Annotated in this window: 21 protein-coding genes; 13 read left to right on the top strand and 8 right to left on the bottom strand. The window is 68.2% G+C overall.

Annotated features, from left to right (window positions below):
* Positions 1–367: 367 nt before the first annotated feature.
* Entirely contained in the window at positions 368–1,525 is a 1,158-nt protein-coding gene (locus ACFY2X_RS41195; protein WP_389948881.1) for a trypsin-like serine peptidase, read from the bottom strand.
* Positions 1,526–1,730: 205 nt separating this feature from the next.
* Entirely contained in the window at positions 1,731–3,287 is a 1,557-nt protein-coding gene (locus ACFY2X_RS41190; RefSeq protein ID WP_389948879.1) for a hypothetical protein, read from the bottom strand.
* A gap of 539 nt (positions 3,288–3,826) precedes the next feature.
* Here ACFY2X_RS41190 and ACFY2X_RS41185 point away from each other — a divergent pair.
* From ACFY2X_RS41185 to ACFY2X_RS41165, 5 genes are all read left to right on the top strand, one after another.
* Complete coding sequence (locus ACFY2X_RS41185) at positions 3,827–4,474, top strand: SSI family serine proteinase inhibitor (protein ID WP_389948876.1); 648 nt, start codon at positions 3,827–3,829, stop codon at positions 4,472–4,474.
* Positions 4,475–4,754: 280 nt separating this feature from the next.
* Complete coding sequence (locus ACFY2X_RS41180; protein ID WP_389948873.1) at positions 4,755–6,215, top strand: acetyl-CoA acetyltransferase; 1,461 nt, start codon at positions 4,755–4,757, stop codon at positions 6,213–6,215.
* Positions 6,216–6,316: 101 nt separating this feature from the next.
* The gene (locus tag ACFY2X_RS41175) at positions 6,317–7,204 is read left to right on the top strand and encodes a hypothetical protein (protein WP_389948870.1); all 888 of its coding nucleotides are present in this window, start codon (positions 6,317–6,319) and stop codon (positions 7,202–7,204) included.
* A gap of 9 nt (positions 7,205–7,213) precedes the next feature.
* Positions 7,214–8,176 carry a zinc-binding dehydrogenase gene (locus ACFY2X_RS41170; protein ID WP_389948867.1) on the top strand — a complete coding sequence of 321 codons (963 nt, stop codon included), beginning with the start codon at positions 7,214–7,216 and terminating at the stop codon, positions 8,174–8,176.
* A gap of 87 nt (positions 8,177–8,263) precedes the next feature.
* A complete protein-coding gene (locus ACFY2X_RS41165) occupies positions 8,264–9,142 on the top strand; it encodes an oxygenase MpaB family protein (RefSeq protein WP_389948865.1) in 879 nt (292 codons plus the stop codon).
* Positions 9,143–9,258: 116 nt separating this feature from the next.
* On the opposite strand, the gene ACFY2X_RS41160 is transcribed toward ACFY2X_RS41165, so the two are convergent.
* From ACFY2X_RS41160 to ACFY2X_RS41140, 5 genes are all read right to left on the bottom strand, one after another.
* Positions 9,259–10,002, bottom strand: coding sequence for a helix-turn-helix transcriptional regulator (locus ACFY2X_RS41160; protein ID WP_389948862.1), 744 nt, complete (start codon positions 10,000–10,002; stop codon positions 9,259–9,261).
* Positions 9,999–10,796: a DUF4097 domain-containing protein gene (locus ACFY2X_RS41155; RefSeq protein ID WP_389948859.1), complete on the bottom strand. Its 798-nt coding sequence runs from the start codon at positions 10,794–10,796 to the stop codon at positions 9,999–10,001. The genes ACFY2X_RS41160 and ACFY2X_RS41155 overlap by 4 nt, the downstream gene beginning before the upstream one ends.
* Before the next feature lie 70 nt (positions 10,797–10,866).
* A complete protein-coding gene (locus tag ACFY2X_RS41150; RefSeq protein ID WP_306864470.1) occupies positions 10,867–11,043 on the bottom strand; it encodes a DUF6104 family protein in 177 nt (58 codons plus the stop codon).
* A 64-nt stretch (positions 11,044–11,107) separates the two neighbouring features.
* Positions 11,108–14,776: a multifunctional oxoglutarate decarboxylase/oxoglutarate dehydrogenase thiamine pyrophosphate-binding subunit/dihydrolipoyllysine-residue succinyltransferase subunit gene (locus ACFY2X_RS41145; RefSeq protein WP_389948991.1), complete on the bottom strand. Its 3,669-nt coding sequence runs from the start codon at positions 14,774–14,776 to the stop codon at positions 11,108–11,110.
* A gap of 170 nt (positions 14,777–14,946) precedes the next feature.
* Entirely contained in the window at positions 14,947–15,612 is a 666-nt protein-coding gene (locus tag ACFY2X_RS41140; protein ID WP_389948857.1) for a B3/4 domain-containing protein, read from the bottom strand.
* 232 nt (positions 15,613–15,844) lie between these two features.
* Here ACFY2X_RS41140 and ACFY2X_RS41135 point away from each other — a divergent pair, with 232 nt between their 5' ends.
* From ACFY2X_RS41135 to ACFY2X_RS41105, 7 genes are all read left to right on the top strand, one after another.
* The gene (locus ACFY2X_RS41135) at positions 15,845–16,891 is read left to right on the top strand and encodes an MBL fold metallo-hydrolase (protein ID WP_389948854.1); all 1,047 of its coding nucleotides are present in this window, start codon (positions 15,845–15,847) and stop codon (positions 16,889–16,891) included.
* A 241-nt stretch (positions 16,892–17,132) separates the two neighbouring features.
* Positions 17,133–18,143, top strand: coding sequence for an ABC transporter substrate-binding protein (locus ACFY2X_RS41130; RefSeq protein ID WP_389948851.1), 1,011 nt, complete (start codon positions 17,133–17,135; stop codon positions 18,141–18,143).
* The gene (locus tag ACFY2X_RS41125) at positions 18,140–18,934 is read left to right on the top strand and encodes an ABC transporter ATP-binding protein (RefSeq protein WP_389948848.1); all 795 of its coding nucleotides are present in this window, start codon (positions 18,140–18,142) and stop codon (positions 18,932–18,934) included. The genes ACFY2X_RS41130 and ACFY2X_RS41125 overlap by 4 nt, the downstream gene beginning before the upstream one ends.
* Positions 18,927–19,958: an ABC transporter permease gene (locus tag ACFY2X_RS41120; protein ID WP_389948844.1), complete on the top strand. Its 1,032-nt coding sequence runs from the start codon at positions 18,927–18,929 to the stop codon at positions 19,956–19,958. Before ACFY2X_RS41125 ends, ACFY2X_RS41120 begins: the two co-directional genes overlap by 8 nt.
* Positions 19,958–21,286 (top strand): LLM class flavin-dependent oxidoreductase, encoded by a 1,329-nt coding sequence (locus ACFY2X_RS41115; protein ID WP_389948841.1) that lies wholly within the window; start codon positions 19,958–19,960, stop codon positions 21,284–21,286. The genes ACFY2X_RS41120 and ACFY2X_RS41115 overlap by 1 nt, the downstream gene beginning before the upstream one ends.
* Positions 21,283–21,813, top strand: a complete 531-nt coding sequence (locus ACFY2X_RS41110) for an NADPH-dependent FMN reductase (protein WP_389948838.1) — start codon at positions 21,283–21,285, stop codon at positions 21,811–21,813. Before ACFY2X_RS41115 ends, ACFY2X_RS41110 begins: the two co-directional genes overlap by 4 nt.
* A gap of 162 nt (positions 21,814–21,975) precedes the next feature.
* Positions 21,976–22,479 (top strand): flavin reductase family protein, encoded by a 504-nt coding sequence (locus ACFY2X_RS41105; protein WP_389948836.1) that lies wholly within the window; start codon positions 21,976–21,978, stop codon positions 22,477–22,479.
* 266 nt (positions 22,480–22,745) lie between these two features.
* On the opposite strand, the gene ACFY2X_RS41100 is transcribed toward ACFY2X_RS41105, so the two are convergent.
* Positions 22,746–23,804, bottom strand: coding sequence for a dihydrodipicolinate reductase (locus ACFY2X_RS41100; protein WP_389948833.1), 1,059 nt, complete (start codon positions 23,802–23,804; stop codon positions 22,746–22,748).
* Between the two features lie 249 nt (positions 23,805–24,053).
* On the opposite strand from ACFY2X_RS41100, the gene ACFY2X_RS41095 reads away from it, so the two are divergent.
* Positions 24,054–24,950, top strand: coding sequence for an SDR family oxidoreductase (locus ACFY2X_RS41095; protein ID WP_389948830.1), 897 nt, complete (start codon positions 24,054–24,056; stop codon positions 24,948–24,950).
* Positions 24,951–25,032 lie beyond the last annotated feature (82 nt).

The raw sequence follows: 25,032 nt of genomic DNA, 5'->3' as shown, positions 1-25,032 counted from the left end.
TTGTTGCGCTTGAGGCTTTTGGATGGCATTTCCGCAGATAGGCATGATCCTGTTGCGTATGTGACCGATGTGGTGTGAGTTTACGGATACGCTCGGTCACGAGGCTAATGTGACTCAGATCACATGGAACCGATGGCACCGATTTGCCGCGAATCACGTCTAACGCGTCCGAAGTGTCCCCGGATGAGGTCTGTGGTGCCCTGGAAACACGTGTGGGACCCGGCGTGTGCCGGGTCCCACTGAATAGGACAAAGGGGAGAAGCCCTCATTTAAGGGGTGTTCGGTCTACTCGCAGGGCTCGCCGTTGGGGCCGGCGATCCTGCCGGACCGGTCGTTGGCGGCCTCCGGGCAGGTGCCTTCCGGGTGTCTAGGCCGGGCGCTGCTTCTCCGCCCACTGGTAGACGGCGTAGGTCCACCGGGTGAAGTACGGCGAGGAGATCTGGTCGTACTTGCGGTCGACGTCGGTGTCCCAGGCGAGGCTGTTGACGCCGTTGAGATAGCCGAGGCCGGTCGAGGGGTTGTAGCCGACCAGCCAGGGGCCGCCGCTCGCACCGGCGGTGAACCCGCACTGGAGCGCGATGCCCAGCTCGACCAGCCGGGCGGGGGCGTTCTGCCTCTTGGTGCGCCCGTCGCACCACAGAACCTTCTGCCCGTCGTAGGGCCTGCTGCCGTCGATGTGGGGGGCCGCTGGATAGCCGAAGGCGAAGACGTACATGCCCGCGTGGCGGTTGATCACGAGACCCTGCCCGCCGACGTTGTCCTCCAGACTGCCGACGTCCTCCATCTCGTAGGTGTCCGGCGCCTTGCCCGGCTTCCATCTGAACCCGTCGTGCACGGTGACGAACGCGTAGTCGAAGTCGTAGTCGCCCATGCCGGGGAAGTCCTCGTGCAGGTTGAGCGAGTGTCCGACGTAGATGCCGTAGGGGGTTTTGCCCTGGGAGTAGCCCGGGATGAAGATCCAGTAGTTGGCGGCCCTGCCCTGCCTGGCGTCGTAGGCGCAGTGCGCGGCCGTGGCGACGAGGTTGTGGTTGGCGGACGCCACCGAGGAGGCGGAGCACCAGTAGTCCTTGTCCCCCATCCGGAAGAACACCTTGCCGACGGTTATCGGCGAGTTGCCGGTGGTCGGGAGGCTCTTCTTGGGGAGGGTGGGCCTGATGATCGGAGAGGAGGCGACGGTTTTGGGGCGCGGGGTGGCCTTCGCCGTGGCGACGGGGGAGGCCGAGGGGGTGGGGGAGACGGAGGGCGTGGCCGTGGGGGTGGCGGTGGCGGTGGCGCTCCCGCTGGGCTTGCTCTCGGGGATGGCCGGGGTGTTGTTCTGGACTTCCTTGAGCCTGGCCGGGGTCCAGTATTCCGCGATCCGCTTCATGTCCGCGGAGTTCTTGGTCAGCTTGATGGACATGATGCGGTCGGGCATCGTCGGGTAGGGCCTGGCCGCGGCGCTCCCGGCGAACGCGGACAGCATGACCACACAGGCGGCGACGAAGGCGCCGATTGTGGCCGTGAGCCGCCGAGCGCGGGGAGACATGGGGGAAATTCCTTTCGGGGGGAAGCGCCAGAGGGAAGGTTGCAAAGAGTGATTTTTCCAGATCAACTTAGTTTTGGTTAGTTCGCTTTACCAATCTGTTCCTGCTCCGTTCCCTGGTCAGCATGCCTTCAGGGGCATAAGCGCCCTGTCAAGGAGGGAAGGGCCCGGCGCCGTCCGGGCCCTTCTACATCATGACAACCTCACCCTAGGAAGGGAGCTTCCCGGTCCAGAGGTTGGCGGCGAACTTGTAGATGCCGTAGGTCTCACCGTTGAAGTACGGGGTGGTGACCCGGTCGTAGCGGCCGTTCTTGTCACTGTCGACCGTCAGGCTCACGACGCCGTTGAGGTAGCCGGTCCGCCTGCTGTTCTTGTACTGCAGCAGGAAGGGGCCGCCGCTGGCGCCCGGGGTGAAGGCGCACTTGATCGCCTGCTGCTCCTCGGCCTTGTACGCCGACACGACGGGCGCGGCGCCCGTCTTGCCGTAGCACCACTTCATGGTGTGCCCGGAGTACGGCTTGTCGCCGTCCAGATGAGGCAGTGTCGGGTAGCCGAAGGTGAAGACCTTCTTGCCGAGCGTCTGGTTCCAGGCGAAGCCCTGGCCGCCGACGTTGTCGCCGAGGCGACCGGCGTCGGCCACGGTGGTGATGTAGTACCGGAAGATCACGTACTTCACCGACGCGGTCTTCTTGATGTACTTCACCACGTAGTAGTGCGTGATGGTGTAGTTGCCCTTGGAGTCGAGCTTCCGGTAACCCGGGCCCTTGTAGTCGTCGTACTCGGACTTGGTGACGTTCTCGACGCGGCTCTCCAGCTTGGAGCCGCTCTTGGGCCAGTCGTCCTGAGCCAGCGGCTTGCCGTCGCGGGTGACCTTGTCGTCCTTCAGGCCGTAGACGTCGCCGTCGACCTTCTCCCAGGTCCACTTGTCGGCCTCGGTGGCGACGGCGACGGCGCCCTTGTACTGCGGGCCGACCTCGTCCTCGGAGGAGACGTTCTCGACCTTGCCGAGGCCGCCCTTCTGGGTCCACCGGTCGTAGGTCTCGAAGTCGACCGGCTTGGCGTCCTCGCGGCCCACACCGCCCTTGTCGACGTGAGCCTTGTAGGTCTTGTAGTCGACTTCCCGCTCGGGCTGCTGCTTGATGCCGTTGTAGACGTTGACGAAGGCGTAGTCGTAGTCGTAGTCCTCGAAGACGGTGAAGTCGTCGTGGCTGTTGACCTTCGCGCCCACGTAGATGCCCCAGGGGGCCTTGCCCTGGTAGTAGCCGGGGATGAACACGAAGTTGTCGTACGGCTTGTTCGTGTCGGTGTCGTAGACGCAGTGGCCGGCCGTGGCGACCAGGTTGCGGTACTTCGACTGCACCGAGGTGCCGGAGCACCAGCGCTCCTGGCCCTTGTCGTCGACGAAGAAGACCTTGCCGACGGTGATGGGCAGGTTCAGGTTCTTCGAGCGACCGGCGGACTTGCCCTCCTCGCCGATCGGGGCGACGGAGTTCGGCTTGCCGTCGGCGGCGGCCTTGGTGGCGCCGGCCTTGGACAGCTTGGCCGAGACGGTGGAGTCGGCGACGAAGGACTTCGCCGACCTCAGCTTGGAGGCGGTCCAGTAGCCCGCGATGGCCTTGGCGTTCCCGGAGGGAGTGAGGGGCGCCGACTCGATGTCGGGCTTGGGGGCGGCCTGGGCGGCGGTCGAGAGGGAGGCGCCGATCATGGAGGTGGCCACCAGGGCACCGCCGAGGGGGAGGGCCAGGCGCTTGACTCGGGAGTTCAATCTAGCTCCTTCTTTGTCACAAGCCACTCGGGATGACTCATGCATACGTAAAGAGACAAGACGAGACCGTACTGGTTAAAGAAGGTTTAAAGAGGTGTAAATCGGACAGCATGGTGGACCGATATGGTTTCGTTACCAAATTTAGGGAACCGAAGATCGGCGAGCTACGTCTGAATCCCCTTGAGTTGATCAGGTTTGGGGTGCTGGCCGTACGGGAGTGTTGACCTGTGGAAACGCCGGTGCTGTAAGGGGCGGTGGGGCCGGCCCGGTGAGCGCCCGGCGCGGGCGGTGTCCGGGGCGCGCGCTCACCGCACGCCGGCCGCCGGTTGACCTGGTCCGTGCCCTCAGTTGACGACGTGTTCCGGGCCGGTCCGCGTGCGTCCTATGACCGATGATTCGGGGTGAGTCGCTGCGGGACAGTCCGCCGGGGGCCGGTATAGCATTTCCGCAGTTCAGGGCCCAAATTAACAACCCCCCGATCAGGGTCAAAACCATCACTTCCGACCCGTATCTACAATGCGTGTTCATCGGGGGATTTCATGCGACGTCTTTTCTGCCTGGCCGCCACCGGGCTCTTCCTTCTCTCGGGCACGACCGCTGCCGGCGCCATGCCGCGGTCCTACGAACTCGACCTCGCAGCCAAGCCGAGCCCGCCGCGGTCGGCCGAGGCGAAGCCGGGCCCGCCGGGGGCTCACCGGAACAGGGACTTCAGGGATTCCCGGCACAGGCAGATCCAGCACAGGATGAACCGACACAAGGACGGCAAGGGCGGCAAGGACGGCTGGAGGACCATCCGGATCGAGTCGCCCACGCCGGAGCCCGACTCCGACTCCGCCCCCGCCCAGCAGGCCGCGCTCAAGCCTCCCGCCCAGAGGGACATGAAGGTGCTGGTGCTGAGCCTCGCGGCGGGGGAGAACGCGGTGCCCGCCGAGCGGTACGCCCTGCTCGGATGCGAGCCGACACGCGGCACGCACCCCGGCGCGCCCGACGCGTGCAGGGCGCTGCTGTCGGTGAACGGTGACCCCGCCGCGCTCAGGCCGCCGCCCGGCCTGGCCTGCACGATGCAGTACGACCCGATCACCGTGACCGCGACCGGTGTCTGGCAGGGCCGGCTCATCAGGTACGAGCGGACCTTCGGCAATGCCTGCTCGCTCCGTGGCGCGACCGGCCCGGTCTTCACGTTCTAGAACCTCCCGATCGCCCGGGGCTCCAGAGCCCGGAACGCGAAGAGGCCCGGCCTGAAAAGGCCGGGCCTCTTGTCATGTGGCTCCATCCCAGCGCTTTCTTGTTATTCAAATGCCCATTTGTCGTGAATTTGCGGATGGGCATTTCCGCAGCTCATCGCCACTGTGCGACGATGTGTCGATATCGCTAACAATATCGGTAGCAGTGCCCATCAATGGTTTCTCTGGCAATTCGGGCAACCTGCGGCTATTAAACCGAATGATGTTCTGGTTGGATGTGCGCATGAGCGTGGACCCTCGCACTCCCTGCCTCGTCGGTGTCGCCCAGCACACGGTTCGCGACCAGCCCGGGCCGGAACCGCTGGACCTGTGGGAGCTGGTCGCCCGCGAGGCCGCCGCCGACGCCGGGGTGCCCGGCGTGCTGGAGAGCCTCGATTCGATCCAGATCGTCTACACCGAGTCCTGGCAGTATGACGACCCTGTGGCCAGGCTCGCCGAGCGGCTCAAGGCCGAACCCCGGCACCGGGCCTACTCCAGGGTAAGCGGAACGGCCCCGCAGCTCCTTCTCGGCGAGGCGGCCGGTCGGATCGCCGCGGGGGAGATGGACGCCGCGTTGATCGCCGGGGCGGAGGCGCTGGCCACGCGCAGGACTTTCCGCAAGGCGGGAGAGCGGGTGGCCTGGAGTCATCCGGCCAGTCCCAAGCCGCCCTACGGCTGGGAGCGCCCCCCGCACCCGGCCGAGCTGGCCCATGAGCTGTTCCTGCCCGTTCACACATGCGCGATCATGGAGACCGCCCGGCGAGCGGCGAGCCGGGAGTCCCTTGAGGAGGAGCGGTGGAGCCGTGGCCGCATGATGGCCCCGATGACCCGGGTCGCCGCGGCCAACCCGCATGCCTGGTACCGGGAGATCCGGACACCGCAGGACCTGGTCACCCCGTCGGGGGACAACCGGTTCGTCGGCTGGCCGTACACCAGGCGGACCGTCGCGGTCATGGAGGTGGACCAGGCCGCCGCCGCGATCCTGGTCTGCGCCGGGCTCGCCGACCGGCTCGGCGTCCCCTTGGACAAGCGCCTCTACCTGCGGGGATGGGCGTACGCCGAGGACACGTGGGAAGTCGCGGCCAGACCGGAGCTGGGATCCTCCGCGGCCGCCGGGGCCGCGGCGCGGCAGGCTTTCGCGCGGGCGGGTGTCGGTCTCGACGACCTCGGCGCGCTGGACGTCTACAGCTGCTTCGCGATCGCGCTGCGTTCGGCCTGTGCCGCCATGGGACTCGACCCGTTCGACTCCCGGGGGCTGACGGTCACCGGCGGCCTGCCGTACGCGGGCGGTCCGGCCAGCGGCTATGTCCTGCACGCCACCGCGGCGATGGCCGGGCGCCTGCGGGAGGAGCCCGGCCACGGCCTGATCACCGGAGTCGGCATGCACCTGACCAAGCACACCTGTGCGATCTGGTCCACCGAGCCGGGTGGCACGCTGGGGGACGGCTCGCCCGTGCACCTCGCCGAGCCGGTGCCGATCGTGGCCTCCTATGAGGGACCCGCGACCGTCGCCGGATACACCGTCGCGCACGGCAGGGACGGATCGGCCGAACGCGGCGTCCTCGTCGCCGATCTGCCGGGCGGGGGCCGCGCGCACGCCCACATCCGCCATTCCGGCCTGATCGCCGAGGCCGAGTCTCGTGAGCTCGTCGGCAGCGAGGTTCGCCTGACCATCGACGGATCAGTAAATATCGCGACATGGTGATGTGGCGGGTTTGATCCGTGACCGGCTTGACATCGGCGCCGAGATCCTGAGAACTCGAAGATAGGGCGAAAGCCGTACTTCCGCGTGAGGCAGCCTGAGACATGGTCGGCGATCGATACGACATCATCGAGGCGGAGCCGCCGAGGGGCCCCCGGCGCTGGATCGGGATCGCGGTGCTGGCCGCGCTCGTGGCCGTGCCGGTGTTCGGCCTGCTGACCAGCCGGGAGCCCGACGCGGTGGCGCCGTTCCCCGAACCCGTGCCCGCGCCGCCGAGGGTCACCGTGACGGCGGTCTCCAACGTGCTCCATCCCAAGCCGCGCTACAAGAACGGCAGGGAGATCCTGGACGTCGTCTTCCCCGACGGCTCGAAAGCCGAGGTCAGCTACCCGGCCGAGCTGGGCCTGGCCAAGCTGGGCGTACGGCCGGCGCAGGGCGCCTGGCTGGACGGGTACTTCAGCCTGTTCCGGCAGCTGACCGCGCCGCCGGGCGGGCCCGCCGAGGTCTCCCAGGGCAACCCGATGATCCGGCGGCTGTCCGAGCGGGTCACGCTCTGGCAGCCCACGAGCGCCGCCGAGGGGCACGTGCTGCTGTTCGCCTTCGACCCCTGGTACGTCGCCCTGCACGATCTCAAGAACGGCATGACCTACGAGCAGCGGCTCCTGTGGGCCGAGAACCTGCACGGCAGGGTGACCAAGAGCGGCTATCTGGTGCTGGAGGGCAGGCCTCCCGTACGGCTGGCGAGACCGGGGCAGGATTTCAAGGGCGAACAGGTGGGACCGCAGCTGTGGTTCGGCGGGGCCCGCGAGACGCTGGTGGTGCTGGTGCCGGTGCCGGGCTGCGACGTCAGGACGATCCAACTGCCGATGATCGAGCAAAGACGTCGTTTCTCCGCCGAGACCTGCCAGGACGGGGTGTATGTCGCGGCCTCCGGAGAGCGCGGACACGTCGAGAGGGTAATCGCCGGCATCATGATCAAGGCGGGGGCGTAGGGTGCGGCCATGTTCGCCGTAACCGCCACACAGACCGATTCCGACAACCCGCTCACCGGGCTCACGCTCGGCGAGCACCCCGAACCCAAGGTTCCCGACGGCTGGACCACCGTCACGGTGAAGGCCGCCGCGCTCAACCACCACGACCTGTGGACGCTCAAGGGCGTGGGCATCCGCCAGGACCGGCTGCCGATCGTGCTCGGCTGCGACGCCGCCGGTCTCGACGAGGACGGTAACGAGGTCATCGTGCACTCGGTGATCGGCAGCGGTCCCGACGAGACGCTCGACCCGAGGCGGTCCCTGCTGTCGGAGACGTACGACGGCACCTTCGCCGAGCGGGTGGCCGTCCCCCGGCGCAACCTGGTGCCCAAGCCCGCCGCGCTCAGCTTCGAGGAGGCGGCCTGCCTGCCGACCGCCTGGCTGACCGCCTACCGGATGCTGTTCGACAAGGCGGAGCTGGAGCCCGGCTCGACCGTGCTGGTCCAGGGCGCCGGAGGCGGCGTGGCCACCGCCCTGATCGCCCTGGGCAGGGCGGGCGGTTACCGGATCTGGGCCACCAGCCGGTCGGAGGAGAAGCGGGCGCGGGCACTCGAGCTCGGAGCCGACCAGGTCTTCGAGAACGGCGCCCGGCTGCCCGAACGGGTGGACGCGGTGATGGAGACCGTGGGCCAGGCCACGTGGGACCACTCGCTGAAGGCGCTGCGTCCCGGTGGCCGGATCGTGGTCTCCGGCGCGACCAGCGGCGCGGTGCCCCCGGCCGACCTGAACCGGGTCTTCTTCCTGCAGTTGTCGGTGATCGGGTCGACCATGGGAACCCGCGACCAGCTGGCCAGGCTCGCCCGCTTCCTGGAGCAGACCGGCGCCCGTCCGGTGATCGACCGGACGCTCCCGCTGTCCGAGGCTCGCGAGGGGTTCGCCGCCATGCACGAGGGAGACGTGTTCGGGAAGATCGTCTTCACCGTGCAGGGCTGATCCGGGCCGCGCATGTAAGTAGTGAGTTACTTTCGGCCTCTCGGGTGGTAGACAGCAAGTGAGGACGTATCACCCGGGAGGCCCGGCATGACTGACTCCACCGCGCGACCCGAACCCGAGCCGTTCGGCCCCGGAGACATGCTCTGGGAGGGCATGGGCGACTACCGGCTGATGCTCCTGCTCGGCGGAGCCCTCGTCATGCAGGTCATGCACCCGGCCGTCGGCGCGGCCGTCGGCGAGCACTCGATCTACAAGACCGATCCGTGGGGACGGCTCACCCGCTCGCTCACCTCGCTGCAGACCTGGGTGTACGGCGGGCCGGAGGCGATCGCCGAGGGCAGGCGCCTACGGGAGATGCACAGGGACATCTGTGGGACCGACCCGCAGGGCAGGAGATATCACGCGCTGAGCGCCGAGCCGTACGCCTGGGTGCACCTGACCGCCTTCGAACGGGCCGTCACCATGTCGAGGTATTTCGGCGAGCCCTACACCCCGCGGCAGGAGGAGCGTCTATACGAGGAGGTCATCCGTCTCGGCCGGATCCTGCGGGTTCCCGAGCGGATGTTCCCCGCCACCGTCGACGACTACTGGCGTTACTTCCACCACATGGTCGAGACCACTCTGGAGAACCATCCGACGGCCCAGGACGTGCTGCGCACCACGCTCGCCGTGGGGCCTCCGCCGATCCTGCCCGCACCGCTGGGCAGGTTGTGGCGTCCGCTCGGCCTCACCTCAGGCCGGGTCAACCACTTCGTCACGGTCGGCACGCTGCCCCCCGCCGTGCGCGAGAAGCTGGGGCTGCCGTGGAACGCGCGGGACGAGGTGCGCCTGCGCCGTCTCGGCAGGGCGGTCGCGGCGACCATGCCGCATTTGCCGGAGCGGGTCAGATATATGCCGATCGCCTATCGCGCCAGGCAGGCCGCCCGGGCCCGGGAACGTCTCGCCCGCGCCATGCGCGTCGCCTGACTTCTCAGGCGCTGCCGACTCCTCGGGCACGCCTGACTCCTCGGGTACGGCCGGCCCGGGCGTGCGGGGCAGATGCCCTGGCAGGAGGAGGGGCGGGCGCGGGCCGTACAGGAGGATCACCGGAGTGCGTCGCGGATGCGGCGGGCGGCGTCGTAGAGGGCGTCCTGCGCGGTGGCCAGGGTCTCCTCGGTCACCTGTTTGCCCGCCACATCCCCCCGGAGCTCCTCGACGAACTCGGCCAGCATCTGCCCGAGCCGGGCGTCGCTGTCACGCGATCCATGGCCGGTGAAGCTCTCGGCCCAGATGCGCTTCCATTCGTGCGTCCACTCGTGGGTCTGGCGCTGCCACTCGCGCTTGTGGCGCTGCCACTCGGCCTTCTGCTCCCGCCAGGCCTCACGCTGGGCCTGCCTGGCATCCCGATGCTCCTGCCGGGCCTCGCGCTGGGCCTCCCGATGCTCCTGCCTGGCGTTCTGGCGCACATCGCGCGCCATCTGGGTGAGCTCCTCGCGCAGCGACTTGACCGTGTCGCGCACGTCCTCCTTGACCTCGCGGGCGATGTCGCGAACGGAGTCGGAGATCTCCTGCTCGAGGTCGGCGAGCTCGTCGAGGCGGGCGTTCAGCTCCTCGCGGCCCTGGTCGGTGAGGGTGAAGACCTTCTTGCCGTCCACGACCTCGTGGGTGACCAGGCCCTCTTCCTCCAGCCGGGCCAGGCGCGGATAGATCGTGCCGGGCGAGGGCGAGTAGACGCCCAGGAACCGGTCCTGAAGCAGCCGGATCACCTCGTAGCCGTGACGGGGGCTCTCCTCGAGAAGCTTGAGAAGATAGAGCCGCAGCCGCCCATGGCCGAAGACCGGGCTCATGCCTGCTCTCCTTTCAGAAGTGTGACGTTCGCTGAGACGGTCGTCGCCGACAAGGACGCCATGCCGCCGCCGATCCGGCCGGTCAGCGTCTTCATGCCAGGCTGGCTGGAGTGGCCGAGCTCGGTGAAGGCGGTGTCGATCCTGCCAGAGGTGGAGCGGATGGTGACGTCTGCTTCGACCTCGTGCGGTAACCGGAGCACGATCTCACCCGAGACGCTGCTCAACGTCACGTGACCGGTCGGCGGGAGCCGGAGGTCGGCGGTGATCCGGCCGGAGACGGTGGTGGCGCGCAGGCGGCGAGGCGTGCCCTCGGCGACGGTCAGCTCACCCGAGACGCTCTTGAACGACAGATCGCCGACCAGGCCGCGGCTCTCCACGTCGCCGGAGACGGTGTCGGCGTGGATCTCGCCGCTCACCCCGTCGAGCACGATCTCACCGGCGACGCTCTTGACCGAGGTGCGGCCCTCGAAGCCGGCGACGACGGCCGAGGCGGAGACCACCCCCGCGTTGATCGTGCAGTCCTTCGGCACGGTCAGCGTCAGCGTGGTCTCCCGGCGCTTGGCGCGCAGCCAGCCGAGCACGCCGTCCCAGGTCAGGTCCTTGTAGGCGACGGTGAGCGTGCCGTCGTCCTCGTGAGTGACGATCAAAGGCGAACTGTCGATGTCGGCGACTTCGAGGGCGGGCGGGCCGTCGCTGGCCAGCACCGCCAGTCTGCCCGCCACGATTCGGACATTGAGCTTGCTCACGGCGTCGAAGGTGAGCTGCTCCGGTTTCTCGATGATCCACTGTCGCATGTTCGTGACCTCCTTGTACAAACACGATATGTCGCGTTGTGCAAGGAGGTCAAGATATATCGTGTTTTGGTCATTCGTCTTCGTCGTCCAGCCGGGCCAGCCAGGTGGCCAGCCGTTCCACCGGGGTCTCGAACTCGGGGTTCAGGTCGACGAACTCACGCAGCCGCTCGGCCAGCCAGACGATGTTGACCTCTTCCTCGCCGCGGCGCTCGACGAGCTCCTCGATGCCCCGATCGGTGAAGTACATCGTTCTCCTCGTAGTAATGGGAAGTCCCCCACAGGGGCTCCTGTGGGGGACTTGTGGAAGTTGCCTAGCTGCCGAAGACCTCTTCGAGGATCTGCTGCAGCTCCACCTCGTGTGCGGAGTGCGAGCCCGTCGCCGGAGAGGAGTTGGCCTTGCGGGAGACCCGCTTGATCGGACGCCCGCCGAACACGTCGGGGCTCTCGGCCATCTTCAGCGTCAGGAACGGCCACGGGCCCATGTTGACCGGCTCGTCCTGCGCCCAGACCAGCTCGACGTTGCCGGCGTAGCGCCCCAGCTCGGCCGCGAGCGGGTTCGCCGGGAACGGGTAGAGCCGCTCCAGGCGGACGATCGCCACGTCGGTCCGGCCCCGCGCGTCACGTGCCGCCGCCAGGTCGTAGTAGATCTTGCCGGAGCAGAGCACGACCTTGCGGACCCCGGACGGGCTCACCGTGGTGTCGCCCAGCACCGGCCGGAACGAACCCGAGGTGAACTCGCTGACCGCGGAGGTCGCCGCCTTGTGCCGCAGCAGCGACTTGGGCGTGAACACCACCAGCGGACGGTGCCGGTTCGACTTCGTCTGCCAGCGCAGCAGGTGGAAGTAGTTGGCCGGCAGGGTCGGCTGGGCCACGGTCATGTTGTCCTGGGCGCACATCTGCAGGAAGCGCTCGATACGGGCCGAGGAGTGGTCGGGGCCCTGACCCTCGTAGCCGTGCGGCAGCAGCAGGGTCACGCCTGAGCGCTGGCCCCACTTCTGCTCGCCCGCCGTGATGTATTCGTCGATCACGGACTGGGCGCCGTTGACGAAGTCGCCGAACTGGGCCTCCCAGGCGACCAGGGCGTCGGGACGCTCCACGCTGTAGCCGTACTCGAAGCCGAGCGCGGCGTACTCGCTGAGCAGCGAGTCGTAGACGTAGAACTTCGTGGTGCCCTCGTTGAACGTCTTGAGCGGGGTGTGCTCCTCGCCGGTGACGCGGTCGACCAGCACCGCGTGCCGCTGGACGAAGGTGCCGCGCCGGGAGTCCTGGCCGACCAGGCGGACCGGGTGGCCGTCGATCAGCAGCGAGCCGAAGGCGAGGGTCTCGCCCATGCCCCAGTCGATGCGGTCTTCCGCGACCATCTGGCCGCGGCGCTGGATCACCGGCAGCAGGCGCGGGTGGATCGTGAAGCCCTCCGGCAGGTTGAGCTGGGTGTCCACGATCCGCTTGACGGTCTCCTCGGAGATGCCCGTCGGGGTGTCCTCGTGCGACCAGGGGATGGTCTCGATGTCGACCGGGCGGGCGAACGCGCCGGCCGGCTCCTTGGCCACGGCGCGGGTCTCGGCGAAGGCGTTCTCCAGCTTGGCCTGGTAGTCGCGCAGCGCGCTCTCGGCCTCCTCGACCGTGATGTCGCCCCGGCCGATCAGCGCCTCGGTGTAGAGCTTGCGGGTGGACCGCTTGGCGTCGATCAGGTCGTACATCAGCGGCTGGGTGAAGCTCGGGTTGTCGGACTCGTTGTGGCCCCGGCGCCGGTAGCAGATCAGGTCGATGACGACGTCCTTGCGGAACGCCTGGCGGTATTCGAACGCCAGCTTGCCGACCCGGACCACGGCCTCGGGGTCGTCGCCGTTGACGTGGAAGATCGGAGCCTGGATCATCCGGGCCACGTCGGTGGCGTACACGCTGGACCGGGAGCTCGCCGGGCTCGTCGTGAAGCCGACCTGGTTGTTGACCACGATGTGCACGGTGCCGCCGGTGCGGTAGCCGCGCAGCTGCGACAGGTTCAGGGTCTCGGCCACCACGCCCTGGCCCGCGAAGGCCGCGTCGCCGTGGACGAGCACGGGCAGGACGGTGAAGCCTTCCTCACCGCGCTCCAGCAGGTCCTGCTTGGCGCGGACCACACCCTCCAGGACCGGGTCGACCGTCTCCAGGTGGGAGGGGTTGGCCACGACCGAGGCCTTGAGCTTGGAGCCGTCCGGGGAGACGAAGTCGCCGGTGGCGCCCAGGTGGTACTTCACGTCACCGGAGCCGTGGGCGCTGCGCGGGTCGATGTTGCCCTCGAACTCGCCGAAGATCTGGCCGTAGGACTTGCCCACGATGTTGGCCAGCACGTTGAGGCGGCCGCGGTGGGCCATGCCGATCACGGCCTCGTCGAGGTCGTCCTCGGCGGCGGCGCTGAGCACCGAGTCGAGCAGCGGGATCAGGGACTCGCCGCCCTCCAGGGAGAAGCGCTTCTGGCCGACGAACTTGGTCTGCAGGAACGTCTCGAACGCCTCGGCGGTGTTGAGCCGTCCCAGGATGCGCAGCTGCTCCTCGCGGTCGGGCTTGGCGTGCGGGCGCTCCACCCGGGCCTGGATCCAGGCCCGCTCCTCGGGGTTCTGGATGTGCATGTACTCCACGCCGATGGTGCGGCAGTAGGAGTCGCGCAGCACGCCGAGGATCTCGCGCAGCTTCATCAGGGGACGGCCGCCGAAGCCGCCGGTGGCGAACTCGCGCTCCAGGTCCCACAGGGTCAGCCCATGCGACTTGATGTCGAGGTCAGGGTGCTTGCGCTGCTTGTACTCCAGCGGGTCGGTGTCGGCCATCAGGTGACCGCGGACCCGGAAGGCGTGGATCAGCTCGATGACCCTGGCCGACTTGGCCACGTCGTCGTCGTGGGTGGTCGAGATGTCCTGGACCCAGCGGACCGGCTCGTAGGGGATCCGGAGAGCCTCGAAGATCTCGTCGTAGAAGCCGTCCTCGCCGAGGAGCAGCCGGTGGATCTGGCGCAGGAAGTCGCCCGACTGGGCGCCCTGGATGATCCGGTGGTCATAGGTGCTGGTGAGCGTCATGACCTTGCTCACCGCGAGGCGGGAGAGCGTATCCGGCGAGGCTCCCTGGTACTCCGCGGGGTATTCCATCGCGCCGACGCCGATGATCGTGCCCTGCCCCGGCATCAGGCGCGGCACCGAGTGGACGGTGCCGATCGTGCCCGGGTTGGTCAGCGAGATCGTGGTGCCGGCGAAGTCGTCGACGGTGAGCTTGCCCGACCTGGCCTTGCGCACGACGTCCTCGTACGCCACCCAGAACTGGCGGAAGTCCATGGTCTCGGTCGCCTTGATCGACGGGACCAGGAGCTGGCGGGTGTCGCCCTTCTGGATGTCGATGGCCAGGCCGAGGTTGACGTGCTCCGGCTTGACCAGCACCGGCTTGCCGTCGACCTCCGCGTAGGAGTGGTTCATCTCCGGCAGGGCCGCCAGGGCCTTGACCACCGCGTAACCGATCAGGTGCGTGAACGACACCTTGCCGCCGCGACCGCGCGACAGGTGGTTGTTGATCACGATGCGGTTGTCGATGAGCAGCTTCGCCGGGACCGCGCGCACGCTGGTCGCCGTCGGAACCACGAGGCTGGCCTCCATGTTGGAGGCCGTACGGGCGGCGGCGCCACGGAGTCGGACTTCCTCGGCACCGGCGGGCAACGGGGTCTCCTGCTTGGGCTTGTCCGCCGGGATGGCCTGTGCCGTCGGCGCGGGGGTGGTAGGTGCGGGGGCCGGGGTCGCCGGAGCCGCAGCGGGAACGGGAGGAGCGGGCGCGGTTGGGGCCGCTCCCTGGGCCACGGCTTTGCCTGGCCCGGAATCAGGGGTGTAATCAGCGAAGAAGTTCCACCAGGCGCGGTCCACAGACTCGGGATCCTGGAGATACTTCTGATACAGCTCGTCGACAAGCCATTCGTTTTGACCAAAGGCTGCCAGCGGGTTTGTCCGCGACGACTCAGACGACACGGCGGAAATCGCCCTCTTCCGCAGATCGGCGTTGATGATGGAGAACCTGTCCAAGGCTACTCTCCTGGACTCGGACCTGCGCCAGTCTGGCCGCAGCTCGCCGCCTGATCCTCCCAGGACAGTCCAAAACGGTCACCCCCCGGGGGTGTATCTGGGGGGTGCGAACCTGGTCACCCATTGCTCACGAGCCGGGATTCGACGCGGATGCCGGGGGTGATCTCGTTGAGCAACCCGGCCAGCTCGTCTCCGGCCGTGCTCAGCTCCTCCAGTGACATGGGTGCGAGACGTTCCAGGAGGAACAGTGCGTCGGTGGTCTTCTCGGTGATCCGGGTCCGCACGCACTGCCGCCAGTTCCAGCGACGGCAGGTGGCCCCCCTGTCGTCCCGCCAGATCACCTCGCCGATCTCGGGATGGTCGATCGCGGGCTCGCCCTTCTCGACGACCTCGAACGGCTCGTCCCCCTCGGCGCGGACCAGCCTGGCGACTCCCTCGTAGTGGGCCAGGTCCTCCCCGCCGATCGGCAGCCCGTGCCTGACGCTGATCGCGTTGTAGGCGTCGACCACCAGGTTGATCTCCGGTAGGGGCATCCGCCTGACCAGGGCGTCCACCGACGGACGGGTTCGCTGCGGCTTCGCTCCGAACGTCCGGTAGGCCTCTCGCCACGCCTCGACCTTCGGGTCCTCGACGGTCACGGCGTTGTCGGCCGCCTCGGCCAGCCAGGCCCGGGACCTGTCGTCCGTCGGTCCGTTGCGCAGGCCGTACACGCCCATGACCAGGACCGCGAAGTCCGGCCTGAGTGCGACGACGGAAGGGTCTACCCAGATGTCCTCAATCACGAATCTCAGTTTAAGCCGTGCATATGCCGCTCACCTGTGAGAAAGCCGGACGGGCCGGGCTTTGCCCCCCGCTGCGGGCCCGGGCCGCCGTCGCCGGGACCGTCATCCCGGCGAAGCATCCGCTGCCGGAGATTTCATGTCCTGGCCGCATATTTCCGGCCATACGGCGTTCTGAGTAGAACATCATTCCGTTCAGAGGGCAGAATCGGGGCGACGAAGGGAGTTCGGGGACATGGTGACACCGGCGAACGAGGCACAGCGCGAAGCGTGGAAGAGCGGGGGATTCCCCGAGGTGGAACGGGTGCGGCCCGGGTTGTGGTCGATCCCGGTACCGATTCCGGTCAACCCGCTGCGTTACGTGCTGGTCTACGCCCTCGAACTTCCCGGCGGGGTGGCGATCGTGGACGCGGGATGGAACACCGACGAGGCGTACGGCGCGCTGGCCGCCGGGCTCGGGATCGCCGGATACGAGGTGACCGACGTCAAGGCCGTCCTCGTCACCCACATCCACCCCGACCACTACGGGCTGGCCGGGCGGATCCGCGAGGTCTCGGGCGCCTGGATCGGGCTGCACCCGGCGGACTCCCGGCTGCTGCACGGCCGCTACGACGAGACCGGGATCGATGCGCTGGTGGCGCGGGAGCGCGGGCTTCTGGTGCGATGCGGGGTGCCCGATCTCACGCTGGACGAGCTGGCCGGGGCTTCGATGATGATCCGGCACTACGTGAACATGGCCGCGCCCGACCGGCTGATCGAAGACGATGACCGCCTCGGCCTGCCCGGGTGGGACCTGCGGGCGATCTGGACCCCCGGGCACTCTCCCGGGCACCTGTGCTTCGTCGAGCAGGAGCGGCGGCTGCTGTTCTCCGGCGACCACGTGCTCCCCAGGATCACGCCCATCGTGGCCGTCCATCCGCAGTCGGCGCCCAACCCGCTCGCCGACTACCTGGAGTCGTTGGCGGCGGTGGGCAAGTTCGACGTGGACGAGGTGCTGCCCGCGCATGAGTACCGGTTCCTGGAACTGGCCGACCGGGTGGACCACGTGATCGCCCACCACGAGGAACGGCTGGCGGAGATCGAGGCGGCGGTCGCCGCCGCGAACGGGGTCACCTGCTGGGACACGGCCACCCGGCTGAAGTGGTCGCGCCCGTGGGAGACCATCCCGCCGTTCATGCGCCGGGCGGCCAACAACGAGACGCTGGCGCACCTGGTCTGGCTGGAGGCCAGGGGCCGGCTGCGCCGGGTCCCCGGTGAGCCGGAGCTCTGGTTCGCCGGATGAGGCGATGAGCCCATGAGCTCGTGAGCTGGGGTGCGATGCCTGGCTGGAGGCCTCACCAGAACATTTCATGTAAAACCTGTAGGAAATATTGACTTAGCTCGACGTCCTGCGTAGTTTCTCCGGTATGGGCCTCTATCTGACCCGGTGCGCACATGTCGACTTCTGCCGAGTGTTCAGCGCCCAATGTCCGTGATCACGAACCGACTCCACCGTCCCCCTCTCACCGCTCAGGACACCTATCGTGATCAAGATCAGACATGTCCCCGTCTTCGTGCTGCTCGTGGCGACCCTCGCCGCCTGCGGCGCCGAAGCCGCCGCCAAACCCGGCGGCCTTGAGACCCTGGAGCTGCGCTACCAGGGCAGCGTCGGCGCCGTCACCTTCCCCGAGTTCGCCGAGGAGCTCGGCTACCTCGGTCCCGTCAAGCTCAAGTGGATCGGTAACACGATCTCCGGCCCCCAGGACATCCAGGCCGCCGCGACCGGCCAGACCGACTTCGGCGGCGCGTTCAACGGCGCCATCGTCAAGCTGGCCGCCGCCAAGGCCCCGATCAAGGCCGTGATCGGTTACTACGGCAGCGACAAGGACAGCTATGTCGGCTACTTCGTGCCCGACGGCTCGCCGATCAAGGGTCCGCGCGACCTGATCGGAAAGAAGATCGGGGTCAACACCCTCGGAGCCCACCTGGAAGCCGTGCTCAAGGAGTACCTCAAGCGGGGTGGCCTGACCCCGGAGGAGGTCAAACAGGTCGAGCTGGTCGTCGTGCCGCCGGTCAACACCGAGCAGGCGCTCCGCCAGGGCCAGATCGACGTGGCCGCGCTGAGCGGCATCCTCCGCGACAAGGCGTTGCAGCGCGGCGGCATCCACCCGCTCTTCAAGGACATCGACCTGTTCGGCCCGTTCACCGCCGGGAGCGTCGTGCTCACCGAGAAGTTCATCAAGCAGAACCCGAACACCACCAGGAAGTTCGTGGAGGCCTTCGCCAAGGCCGTCGAGTGGACGCAGACCCACTCGCGCGAGGAGGTCGTCGCCAAGGCGAAGGAGATCATCGCCAAGCGCGGGCGCAACGAGGACACCACCGCCATCGAGTTCTGGAAGAGCAGCGGGGTGGCCAACAAGGGAGGCGTGATCGACGCCAAGGAGTTCCAGACCTGGATCGAGTGGCTGGAGCGCGAGGGCGAGATCAAACCCGGCCAGGTCAAGGCCGAGGACGTCTTCACCAACGCCTACAACCCGTTCGGAGGCACCCGATGAAGATCCAGTTCCAGGGGGTCGGCAAGGAGTTCCGGGTTCGCGGCGCGGACCGGCCGTTCGTCGCCCTCGACGACCTCGACCTCGACGTGCGGGCCGGGGAGTTCCTCACCCTGGTCGGGCCGAGCGGATGCGGCAAATCCACCCTCCTCGACCTGCTCGCCGGGCTGAGCGCGCCGACCAGCGGCCGGATCCTGCTGGACGGCGCCCCCGTCAACGGGCCCGGCCTGGACCGGGGGATCGTCTTCCAGCAGTACGCGCTGTTCCCCTGGCGCACGGCGCTGTCCAACGTCGAGTTCGGCCTGGAGGCGAAAGCCGTACCGAAGAGAGAGCGCGCCGAGCGGGCCAGGTCCTACCTGGACCTGGTCGGGCTGCGCGGGTTCGAGGACCGGTATCCGCACGAGCTCTCCGGCGGCATGCGCCAGCGCGTGGCCATCGCCCGGAGCCTGGTCGTGGGCCCGGAGGTGCTGCTGATGGACGAGCCGTTCGCCGCGCTGGACGCGCAGACCCGGGAGTCGCTTCAGGAGGAGCTGCTGCGGATCTGGGAGAAGACCGGCAAGACGATCGTGTTCATCACCCACGGCATCGACGAAGCCGTCTATCTCGGCCAGCGGGTCGCGGTCATGACGTCCCGGCCCGGCCGGATCAAGCGGGTCGTCGAGGTCGAGTTCGACTCCCGCGAAGGCGATCTGCGAGCCGACGCCCGGTTCGGTGAATATCGCCACGAGGTGTGGACGCTGCTCCGCGACGAGGTCGCGGCGGCCAGAGCCGAGGAGGCGGTTCCCGTTGGCTAGCTTCTCCGCCGGTGCCCCCGCCACCGGTGCTCCCGGCGCTCCCGTCGCGCCCGCCAGGCTCGTCCCCTCCCCGAGCCTTCCCCCGGAACCGGCCTCTCCTGTCCTGCGGGAAGCGGAACCGGTCTCCCCGGTCTCTCCTGTCCTGTGGGAAGCGGGGCTGGTCTCCCCGGTCTCCCCGGTCTCTCCCGTCCTGCGGGAAGCGGTGGCCGAGGCCGCGCGGGGGGTTCTGGCCGCCCCCGGCGCGGGACGCCGCCTGCTGCGCGGCTCGGCGCGCGTGGTCGCGGCGGTGGGCCGGCGTACGGTCGCCATGGTCGTGCTCGCCGCTCTCTGGGAGGCGCTGCCCCGCCTGGGGGTGGTGGACCCCACCTTCCTGACGCCGCTGTCGGGCGTCCTCGCGGCCTGGTGGGACCTGCTCCTGTCCGGTGAGCTGCTCGACCACACCCGGGCCAGCCTGATCAGGTCCCTGTCCGGGTTCGCCCTGGCGATCGTCGTGGCCATCCCGCTCGGCCTGCTGATCGGCTGGTACAAGCCGCTGGCCGACCTGCTCAACCCGGTGCTGGAACTGTTCCGCAACACCGCGGCGCTCGCCCTGTTCCCCGTGTTCGTACTGATCCTGGGGCTCGGCGAGACCTCGAAGATCTCGATCATCCTGTACGCCTGCTCGTGGCCGATTCTGCTCAACACGATCGCGGGCGTGAAGAGCGTGGACCCGCTGCTGATCAAGTCGGCCCGGTCGATGGTGCTGCCCCCGATCCGGCTGTTCCAGAAGGTGATCCTCCCCGCCGCGGTTCCCACGATCTTCACCGGCGTCCGGCTGGCCGGGGCCTACTCGATCCTCGTGCTGGTCGCCGCCGAGATGGTCGGCGCCAAGGCCGGCCTCGGCTACCTGATCAACTACGCCCAGTTCAACTTCCGGGTGCCCGACATGTACGCCGGGATCCTCACGATCTCCGTACTCGGACTGCTCTTCAACCAGCTCCTCGTCCGCCTGGAGCACCGATTCTCGACGTGGAGGACCTCCTGATGGCCGCGCGGAAGCTGCACCTGAACGCTTTTCTCATGGGAGTGGGTCACCATGAGGCCGCCTGGCGGCACCCGAGCGCCGAGCCCGGAAGGCTCACCGACATCCGGCACTACCAGCAGCTCGCCCGCACCGCCGAGCGCGGCAGGCTCGACTCGGTCTTCCTCGCCGACGGGCTGGCCCTGTGGGGCAACGTCAGGCACAACGCGCTCGGCGGCCTGGAGCCCCTGACCCTGCTGGCCGCGCTGGCCACGGTCACCGAGCACATCGGCCTGATCGCCACCGTCTCCACCACCTACAACGAGCCGTTCCACGTGGCGCGCAAGTTCGCCTCGCTGGACCACATCAGCGGCGGCCGGGCCGGTTGGAACATCGTCACCTCCGCGAGCGAGGCCGAGGCGCACAACTTCGGCATCGAACGCCCGGCCCACAAGGACCGCTATGCCCGCGCCACCGAGTTCCTGGAGGTCGTCACCAAGCTCTGGGACAGCTGGGAGGACGATGCGATCCTGAACGACCGCCGAGCCGGGGAGTACGCCGACACCGAGAAGATCCACGCCCTCGACCACGTCGGCCCCCACTTCCGGGTCCGCGGCCCGCTGAACACCTCCCGCCCCCCGCAGGGCCACCCCCTGCTCGTTCAGGCCGGATCCTCCGAGGACGGGAAGGAGTTCGCCGCCCGCTTCGCCGAGGCCGTGTTCACCGCCCAGCAGACCCTCGCCGAGGGGCAGGAGTTCTACACCGACCTCAAGTCGCGCCTCGGCCGGTACGGCAGGCGCGACGACGAGCTGCTGATCCTTCCGGGCATCTCGCCGATCATCGGCTCCACCGAGCGGGAGGCGCTCCAGCTGGAGAGGGAGCTCGAAGAGCTGATCATCCCCGAGTACGGCGTGCGGCAGCTGTCGACCATCCTCGGCGTGGACCTGTCGGACCATCCGCTCGACGCCCCCCTGCCCGAACTGCCGGGCGTGACCGAGGGCCAGCAGAGCCGGTTCAAGCTCGTCACCGATCTCGCCCGGCGCGAGCGGCTGACCCTGCGGGAGCTGATCAGCCGTCTGGCCGGAGGCCGGGGCCACCGCGTGGTCGCCGGTACGCCGGAGCAGATCGCCGACCAGATCCAGGAGTGGTTCACCGGCGGTGCGGCCGACGGCTTCAACATCATGCCGCCGATCCTGCCGGGCGGCCTGTCGGACTTCGTCGATCACGTCGTGCCCGAGTTGCAGGCCCGCGGCCTGTTCCGCACCGAGTACGAGGGCCGTACCCTGCGTGAGAACTACGGTCTGGCCCGCCCGATCTCCCGTTTCGAGGAGAAGGTGCCGGTGGCCTCATGAGCGTCGTGACTCTGGTGGGCAACCCGCGAGCCGGGTCGCGCACGTACGAGGTGGCCGTCCGGGCCACCGAGGCCATCGTCCGGGAAACCGGGTACGAGGGGCCGCAGGAGGTCATCGATCTGTCCGCCCTGGCGCCCCTGCTGTTCACGCCGGGAGCGTCGGCCGGGGTGGAGGCCGGGCTGGAACTGGTCGCCCAGGCGAGCGTGCTGGTGGTGGCGAGCCCGACCTACAAGGGCACCTACACCGGCCTGCTGAAGACCTTCCTCGACCGGTTGCCGGGAGGCGCGCTGTCCTCGACCGTCGCACTTCCGCTGCTGGTCATGGGGGACGCCCGGCACGCGCTGGCGGTGGAGGTCCACTTCCGGCCGCTCCTGGTCGAGCTGGGCGCCGCGGTTCCCACGCCGGGCCTGACGCTGCTGGAGTCGGAGATCTCCGAGCCGGGCGACCTCGACGCCACCCTCGGCCGCTGGGCCGGCCGGGTCGGGTCTCAGGTGACCGCCGCTCTCAGGCAGGGGGCATCTGCGTGATATCGGGAAGAGGCGGCGCTATGAATGGGTTGCTGACTATAAGCGTGGTTCATGCCGCGGAGGAGGAGAAGTGACCGAGCGGAGCGAGACGGCCGTAAGGCGTAGCACCCTGGTCATGCCCGACGAGTCCCCGGGCTTCCACGAACCCCCGAGCGAGGAGTCATGACCGAGACCTTGCCCGGCCGGGCCGTCGACAGCGAGCGTTTCCGGCAGGCGCTGGCCGTCCACGCGTCGGGGGTCGTCGTGATCACCGCGCAGTCAGGAGGAGTCCCGGTCGGCCTGACGGCGACCTCGTTCTCCTCGGTCAGTCTCGAACCCCCTCTGGTCTCCTTCTACGTGGGCCAGACCTCGACCACCTGGCCCTGGCTCCGCCAGGCCGATCACTTCGCGGTGAACGTCCTGGCCAGCGACCAGGCGGACCTGGCCTCCCGGTTCGCACGCAAGGGCGTCGACCGCTTCGCCGCCCCCACCGCCTGGCGTCCGGGGCATCTGGGCGTCCCGCTCCTGAGCGGGGTCTCCGCCCACCTGATCTGCGTTCCCCACTCCACCGTCGACATAGGCGACCACGTCCTCGTCGTCGGCCTCGTCGTCGAGACCACCCTCAACGGCGGTCGGCCCCTCCTCTACCACCAGGGCCGTTTCGGCCGCTTCGCCCCTCACCCCTGACCCCAGATTCCGCGTGGGGGACACCCTTTCGGGGGTTCTCCACGCGGATACGGGACGAATTCTGGGCGAAAGCGGCGAGCAGGAGGGAAATCAGTGCGCGTGGTACGGGTGTCAATGTGCCCCAGACATGATCGAGCTACTGATGCGAGTGGTAAACGGATAAAGCTCGACCAAGGTTCCATGTGGTGCATATCCGTATAAGCGGCATTGATAGGGCAATCGGCGGTATGTGCTTGATATCCGGAAAAGCCCGGACGGAACGGATGTCAGGCGAGGCGGGCGGTGCCGCAGCCGGTGGTGAGGGGAAGGTCGAGGACGGTACGGATGCCGGGCGGGGCGGCGCAGAGCCCGGCCACCGAATTGACGGCGTGGGCGGCGGCGCCGGCCAGACCGTGGGACATCTCCTCGATGGTGAGCATCATCTGGGGGACACCCTCGATGTGGACGGTGAAGCCGGGCTCGGGCCAGCGGCTGACCTTGGTGGCGTCGGCCTTGTAAACGCACTCCACGGTCATGAAGGGGCGGCCGCGGACCAGGCCGGTGAACGTCCAGCGGGACGCGCACACCGTGCCGGCCCTGACCAGACCCGCGGCGATCTCGAACTCCTCGGAGGTGAGCTCGAACTCGTCGCTCTCCTCGACCTCGTCGAGGGTCACGCCGAGGTGCCCGGCGACCAGCTGGACGCTCTCGGCGAACAAGGAGCGCTGGAAGGCGCGGAACGGGCGGACGGCGGCGGCGTAGTCCTTGGCGGAGCGGGTGAAGCCGTACAGGTCCACCACGATCTGGCGGGACGGGTGGCCCCGGAAGTCGGACGACTCGCGGACATAGATGTGGTCGATCCGGCTGGACAGCCCGGTCAGCGCGAGGGGGAGCATGTCGCTGATGAAGCCGGGGTTGATACCCGTGCCGTGCAGGGATGTGTTACCGGCCCGGCAGGCGGCCTCCAGGCGTTCGACCACGCCCGGCCCGTAGCACGGGGGATAGACGAACCCGGTCGTGGTGATGACGTTCTTGCCGGAGGCGAGCAGGGCACAGATCGTCTCCACGTCGGTCGCGTGGTCGCCGCCGAAGTAGGAGGCGGGCAGCGGCATGTGCAGCACGCAGTCGGCCTCCAGCGCGAAGATCTCCTCGACGTCGTCGGTGCAGGTGACACCGACCTCGGGCAGGCCGACGAGTGTTCCCGCGTCCTGTCCCACCTTGTCGGGGTCGTAGACGAGAACTCCGGCGAGTTCGAACTCGGGCCGAGTGATCAAACTGCGCAGTGAGTATCGGCCGACGGCGCCCGTGGCCCATTGGACCACGCGTAAGGGCCGCGATGTGGGCATGCGATGCCTCCAGCCCGGGTCTTTGGGCGGGGGAGTGCTTGGAGGAGTGTCGTTATGACCCTCGCCCGGTGCGGGGGCAAAAACTTTAGCAGAAATTCACACGCTCGATCACTATCCGCGACGATTCTGCATCCTGGCGTTTTTCTCCTGGTGCCCAGGCGCATCTAAGGCGACATTAACGATGGCATTCGAGGCGTCGGGCAAGTTATTGTTCTGAAAAACAGAACTATGTTCTCGTGGGAGAGTGCGATGTCAGAGCTGCGGTTCGACGGCAAGGTCGCGGTCATCACCGGCGCCGGTCACGGTCTCGGCCGCTCGCACGCGCTGTCGCTGGCCGAGCGCGGCGCCAAGGTGGTCGTCAACGACCTGGGCGGGGCACTGGACGGCACCGGCGCCTCCGCCGGCCCGGCCGCCGAGGTGGTCGAGTTGATCAAGAAGAACGGTGGCGAGGCTGTCGCCAGCATCGACAACGTCGCGACCCCGGAGGGCGCCAAGGCGATCGTGCAGGCCGCGATCGACGCCTTCGGGCGGCTGGACATCGTCGTCAACAATGCGGGCATCCTGCGTGACAAATCCTTCGGCAAGATGACCGTCGAGGAGTTCGACCAGGTCCTCGCGGTCCACGTGCGCGGTTCGTTCCTGGTCAGCCACGCGGCTTTCCCCTACCTCAAGGAGCAGGGATACGGCCGGATCGTCAACACCTCCTCGCCCGCCGGGCTGTTCGGCAACTTCGGCCAGGCCAACTACTCCACGGCCAAGATGGGCCTGGTCGGCCTGACCAAGACGCTCGGCATCGAGGGTGCCAGGGCGGGGATCAAGGCCAACGCGATCGCGCCGATCGCCTGGACCCGGATGACCGAGGCGCTGCTCCCGGCCGAGTTCGAGACCAAGTTCACCGCGGAGCGGGTCAGTGCGCTGGTGACGTTCCTGGCACACGAGTCCTGCGAGACCAGCGGCGAGGTCTTCAGCGTCGGCGGCGGCCGGATCGCCCGGGTGTTCGTGGCCGAGGGGCCCGGCTGGAGCCGGGACGACCACACCGTCGAGGACATCCGGGACAACTGGGAGGCGATCATGGCCGAGCAGCCGTACCTGACCCCGACCACCCTGGGCCAGCAGGCGGCGGCCTCCATGAAGGCCATGCTCTGACGGTGCTCTGACGGTGCTCTGAGAGGGCTCTGGGCATCTCGCGGTAAAGGGCGTCTCCCGGTGGGAGGCGCCCTTTTCGATT

This window comes from Streptosporangium sp. NPDC000396 (genome assembly GCF_042898655.1).
Lineage (GTDB): Bacteria > Actinomycetota > Actinomycetes > Streptosporangiales > Streptosporangiaceae > Streptosporangium.
This window is presented reverse-complemented; position numbering and strand designations above follow the sequence as displayed.

What these genes read in the sequence shown, in the direction of transcription:
- ACFY2X_RS41180 (WP_389948873.1), top strand. Translation starts at nt 4,755, where the DNA reads ATGAGCGTGGACCCTCGCACTCCCTGCCTCGTCGGTGTCGCCCAGCAC.
- ACFY2X_RS41155 (WP_389948859.1), bottom strand. Translation starts at nt 10,796, where the DNA reads ATGCGACAGTGGATCATCGAGAAACCGGAGCAGCTCACCTTCGACGCC.
- ACFY2X_RS41150 (WP_306864470.1), bottom strand. Translation starts at nt 11,043, where the DNA reads ATGTACTTCACCGATCGGGGCATCGAGGAGCTCGTCGAGCGCCGCGGC.
- ACFY2X_RS41115 (WP_389948841.1), top strand. Translation starts at nt 19,958, where the DNA reads ATGGCCGCGCGGAAGCTGCACCTGAACGCTTTTCTCATGGGAGTGGGT.
- ACFY2X_RS41170 (WP_389948867.1), top strand. Translation starts at nt 7,214, where the DNA reads ATGTTCGCCGTAACCGCCACACAGACCGATTCCGACAACCCGCTCACC.
- ACFY2X_RS41105 (WP_389948836.1), top strand. Translation starts at nt 21,976, where the DNA reads ATGACCGAGACCTTGCCCGGCCGGGCCGTCGACAGCGAGCGTTTCCGG.
- ACFY2X_RS41165 (WP_389948865.1), top strand. Translation starts at nt 8,264, where the DNA reads ATGACTGACTCCACCGCGCGACCCGAACCCGAGCCGTTCGGCCCCGGA.
- ACFY2X_RS41135 (WP_389948854.1), top strand. Translation starts at nt 15,845, where the DNA reads ATGGTGACACCGGCGAACGAGGCACAGCGCGAAGCGTGGAAGAGCGGG.
- ACFY2X_RS41185 (WP_389948876.1), top strand. Translation starts at nt 3,827, where the DNA reads ATGCGACGTCTTTTCTGCCTGGCCGCCACCGGGCTCTTCCTTCTCTCG.
- ACFY2X_RS41195 (WP_389948881.1), bottom strand. Translation starts at nt 1,525, where the DNA reads ATGTCTCCCCGCGCTCGGCGGCTCACGGCCACAATCGGCGCCTTCGTC.
- ACFY2X_RS41175 (WP_389948870.1), top strand. Translation starts at nt 6,317, where the DNA reads ATGGTCGGCGATCGATACGACATCATCGAGGCGGAGCCGCCGAGGGGC.
- ACFY2X_RS41095 (WP_389948830.1), top strand. Translation starts at nt 24,054, where the DNA reads ATGTCAGAGCTGCGGTTCGACGGCAAGGTCGCGGTCATCACCGGCGCC.
- ACFY2X_RS41110 (WP_389948838.1), top strand. Translation starts at nt 21,283, where the DNA reads ATGAGCGTCGTGACTCTGGTGGGCAACCCGCGAGCCGGGTCGCGCACG.
- ACFY2X_RS41160 (WP_389948862.1), bottom strand. Translation starts at nt 10,002, where the DNA reads ATGAGCCCGGTCTTCGGCCATGGGCGGCTGCGGCTCTATCTTCTCAAG.
- ACFY2X_RS41125 (WP_389948848.1), top strand. Translation starts at nt 18,140, where the DNA reads ATGAAGATCCAGTTCCAGGGGGTCGGCAAGGAGTTCCGGGTTCGCGGC.
- ACFY2X_RS41100 (WP_389948833.1), bottom strand. Translation starts at nt 23,804, where the DNA reads ATGCCCACATCGCGGCCCTTACGCGTGGTCCAATGGGCCACGGGCGCC.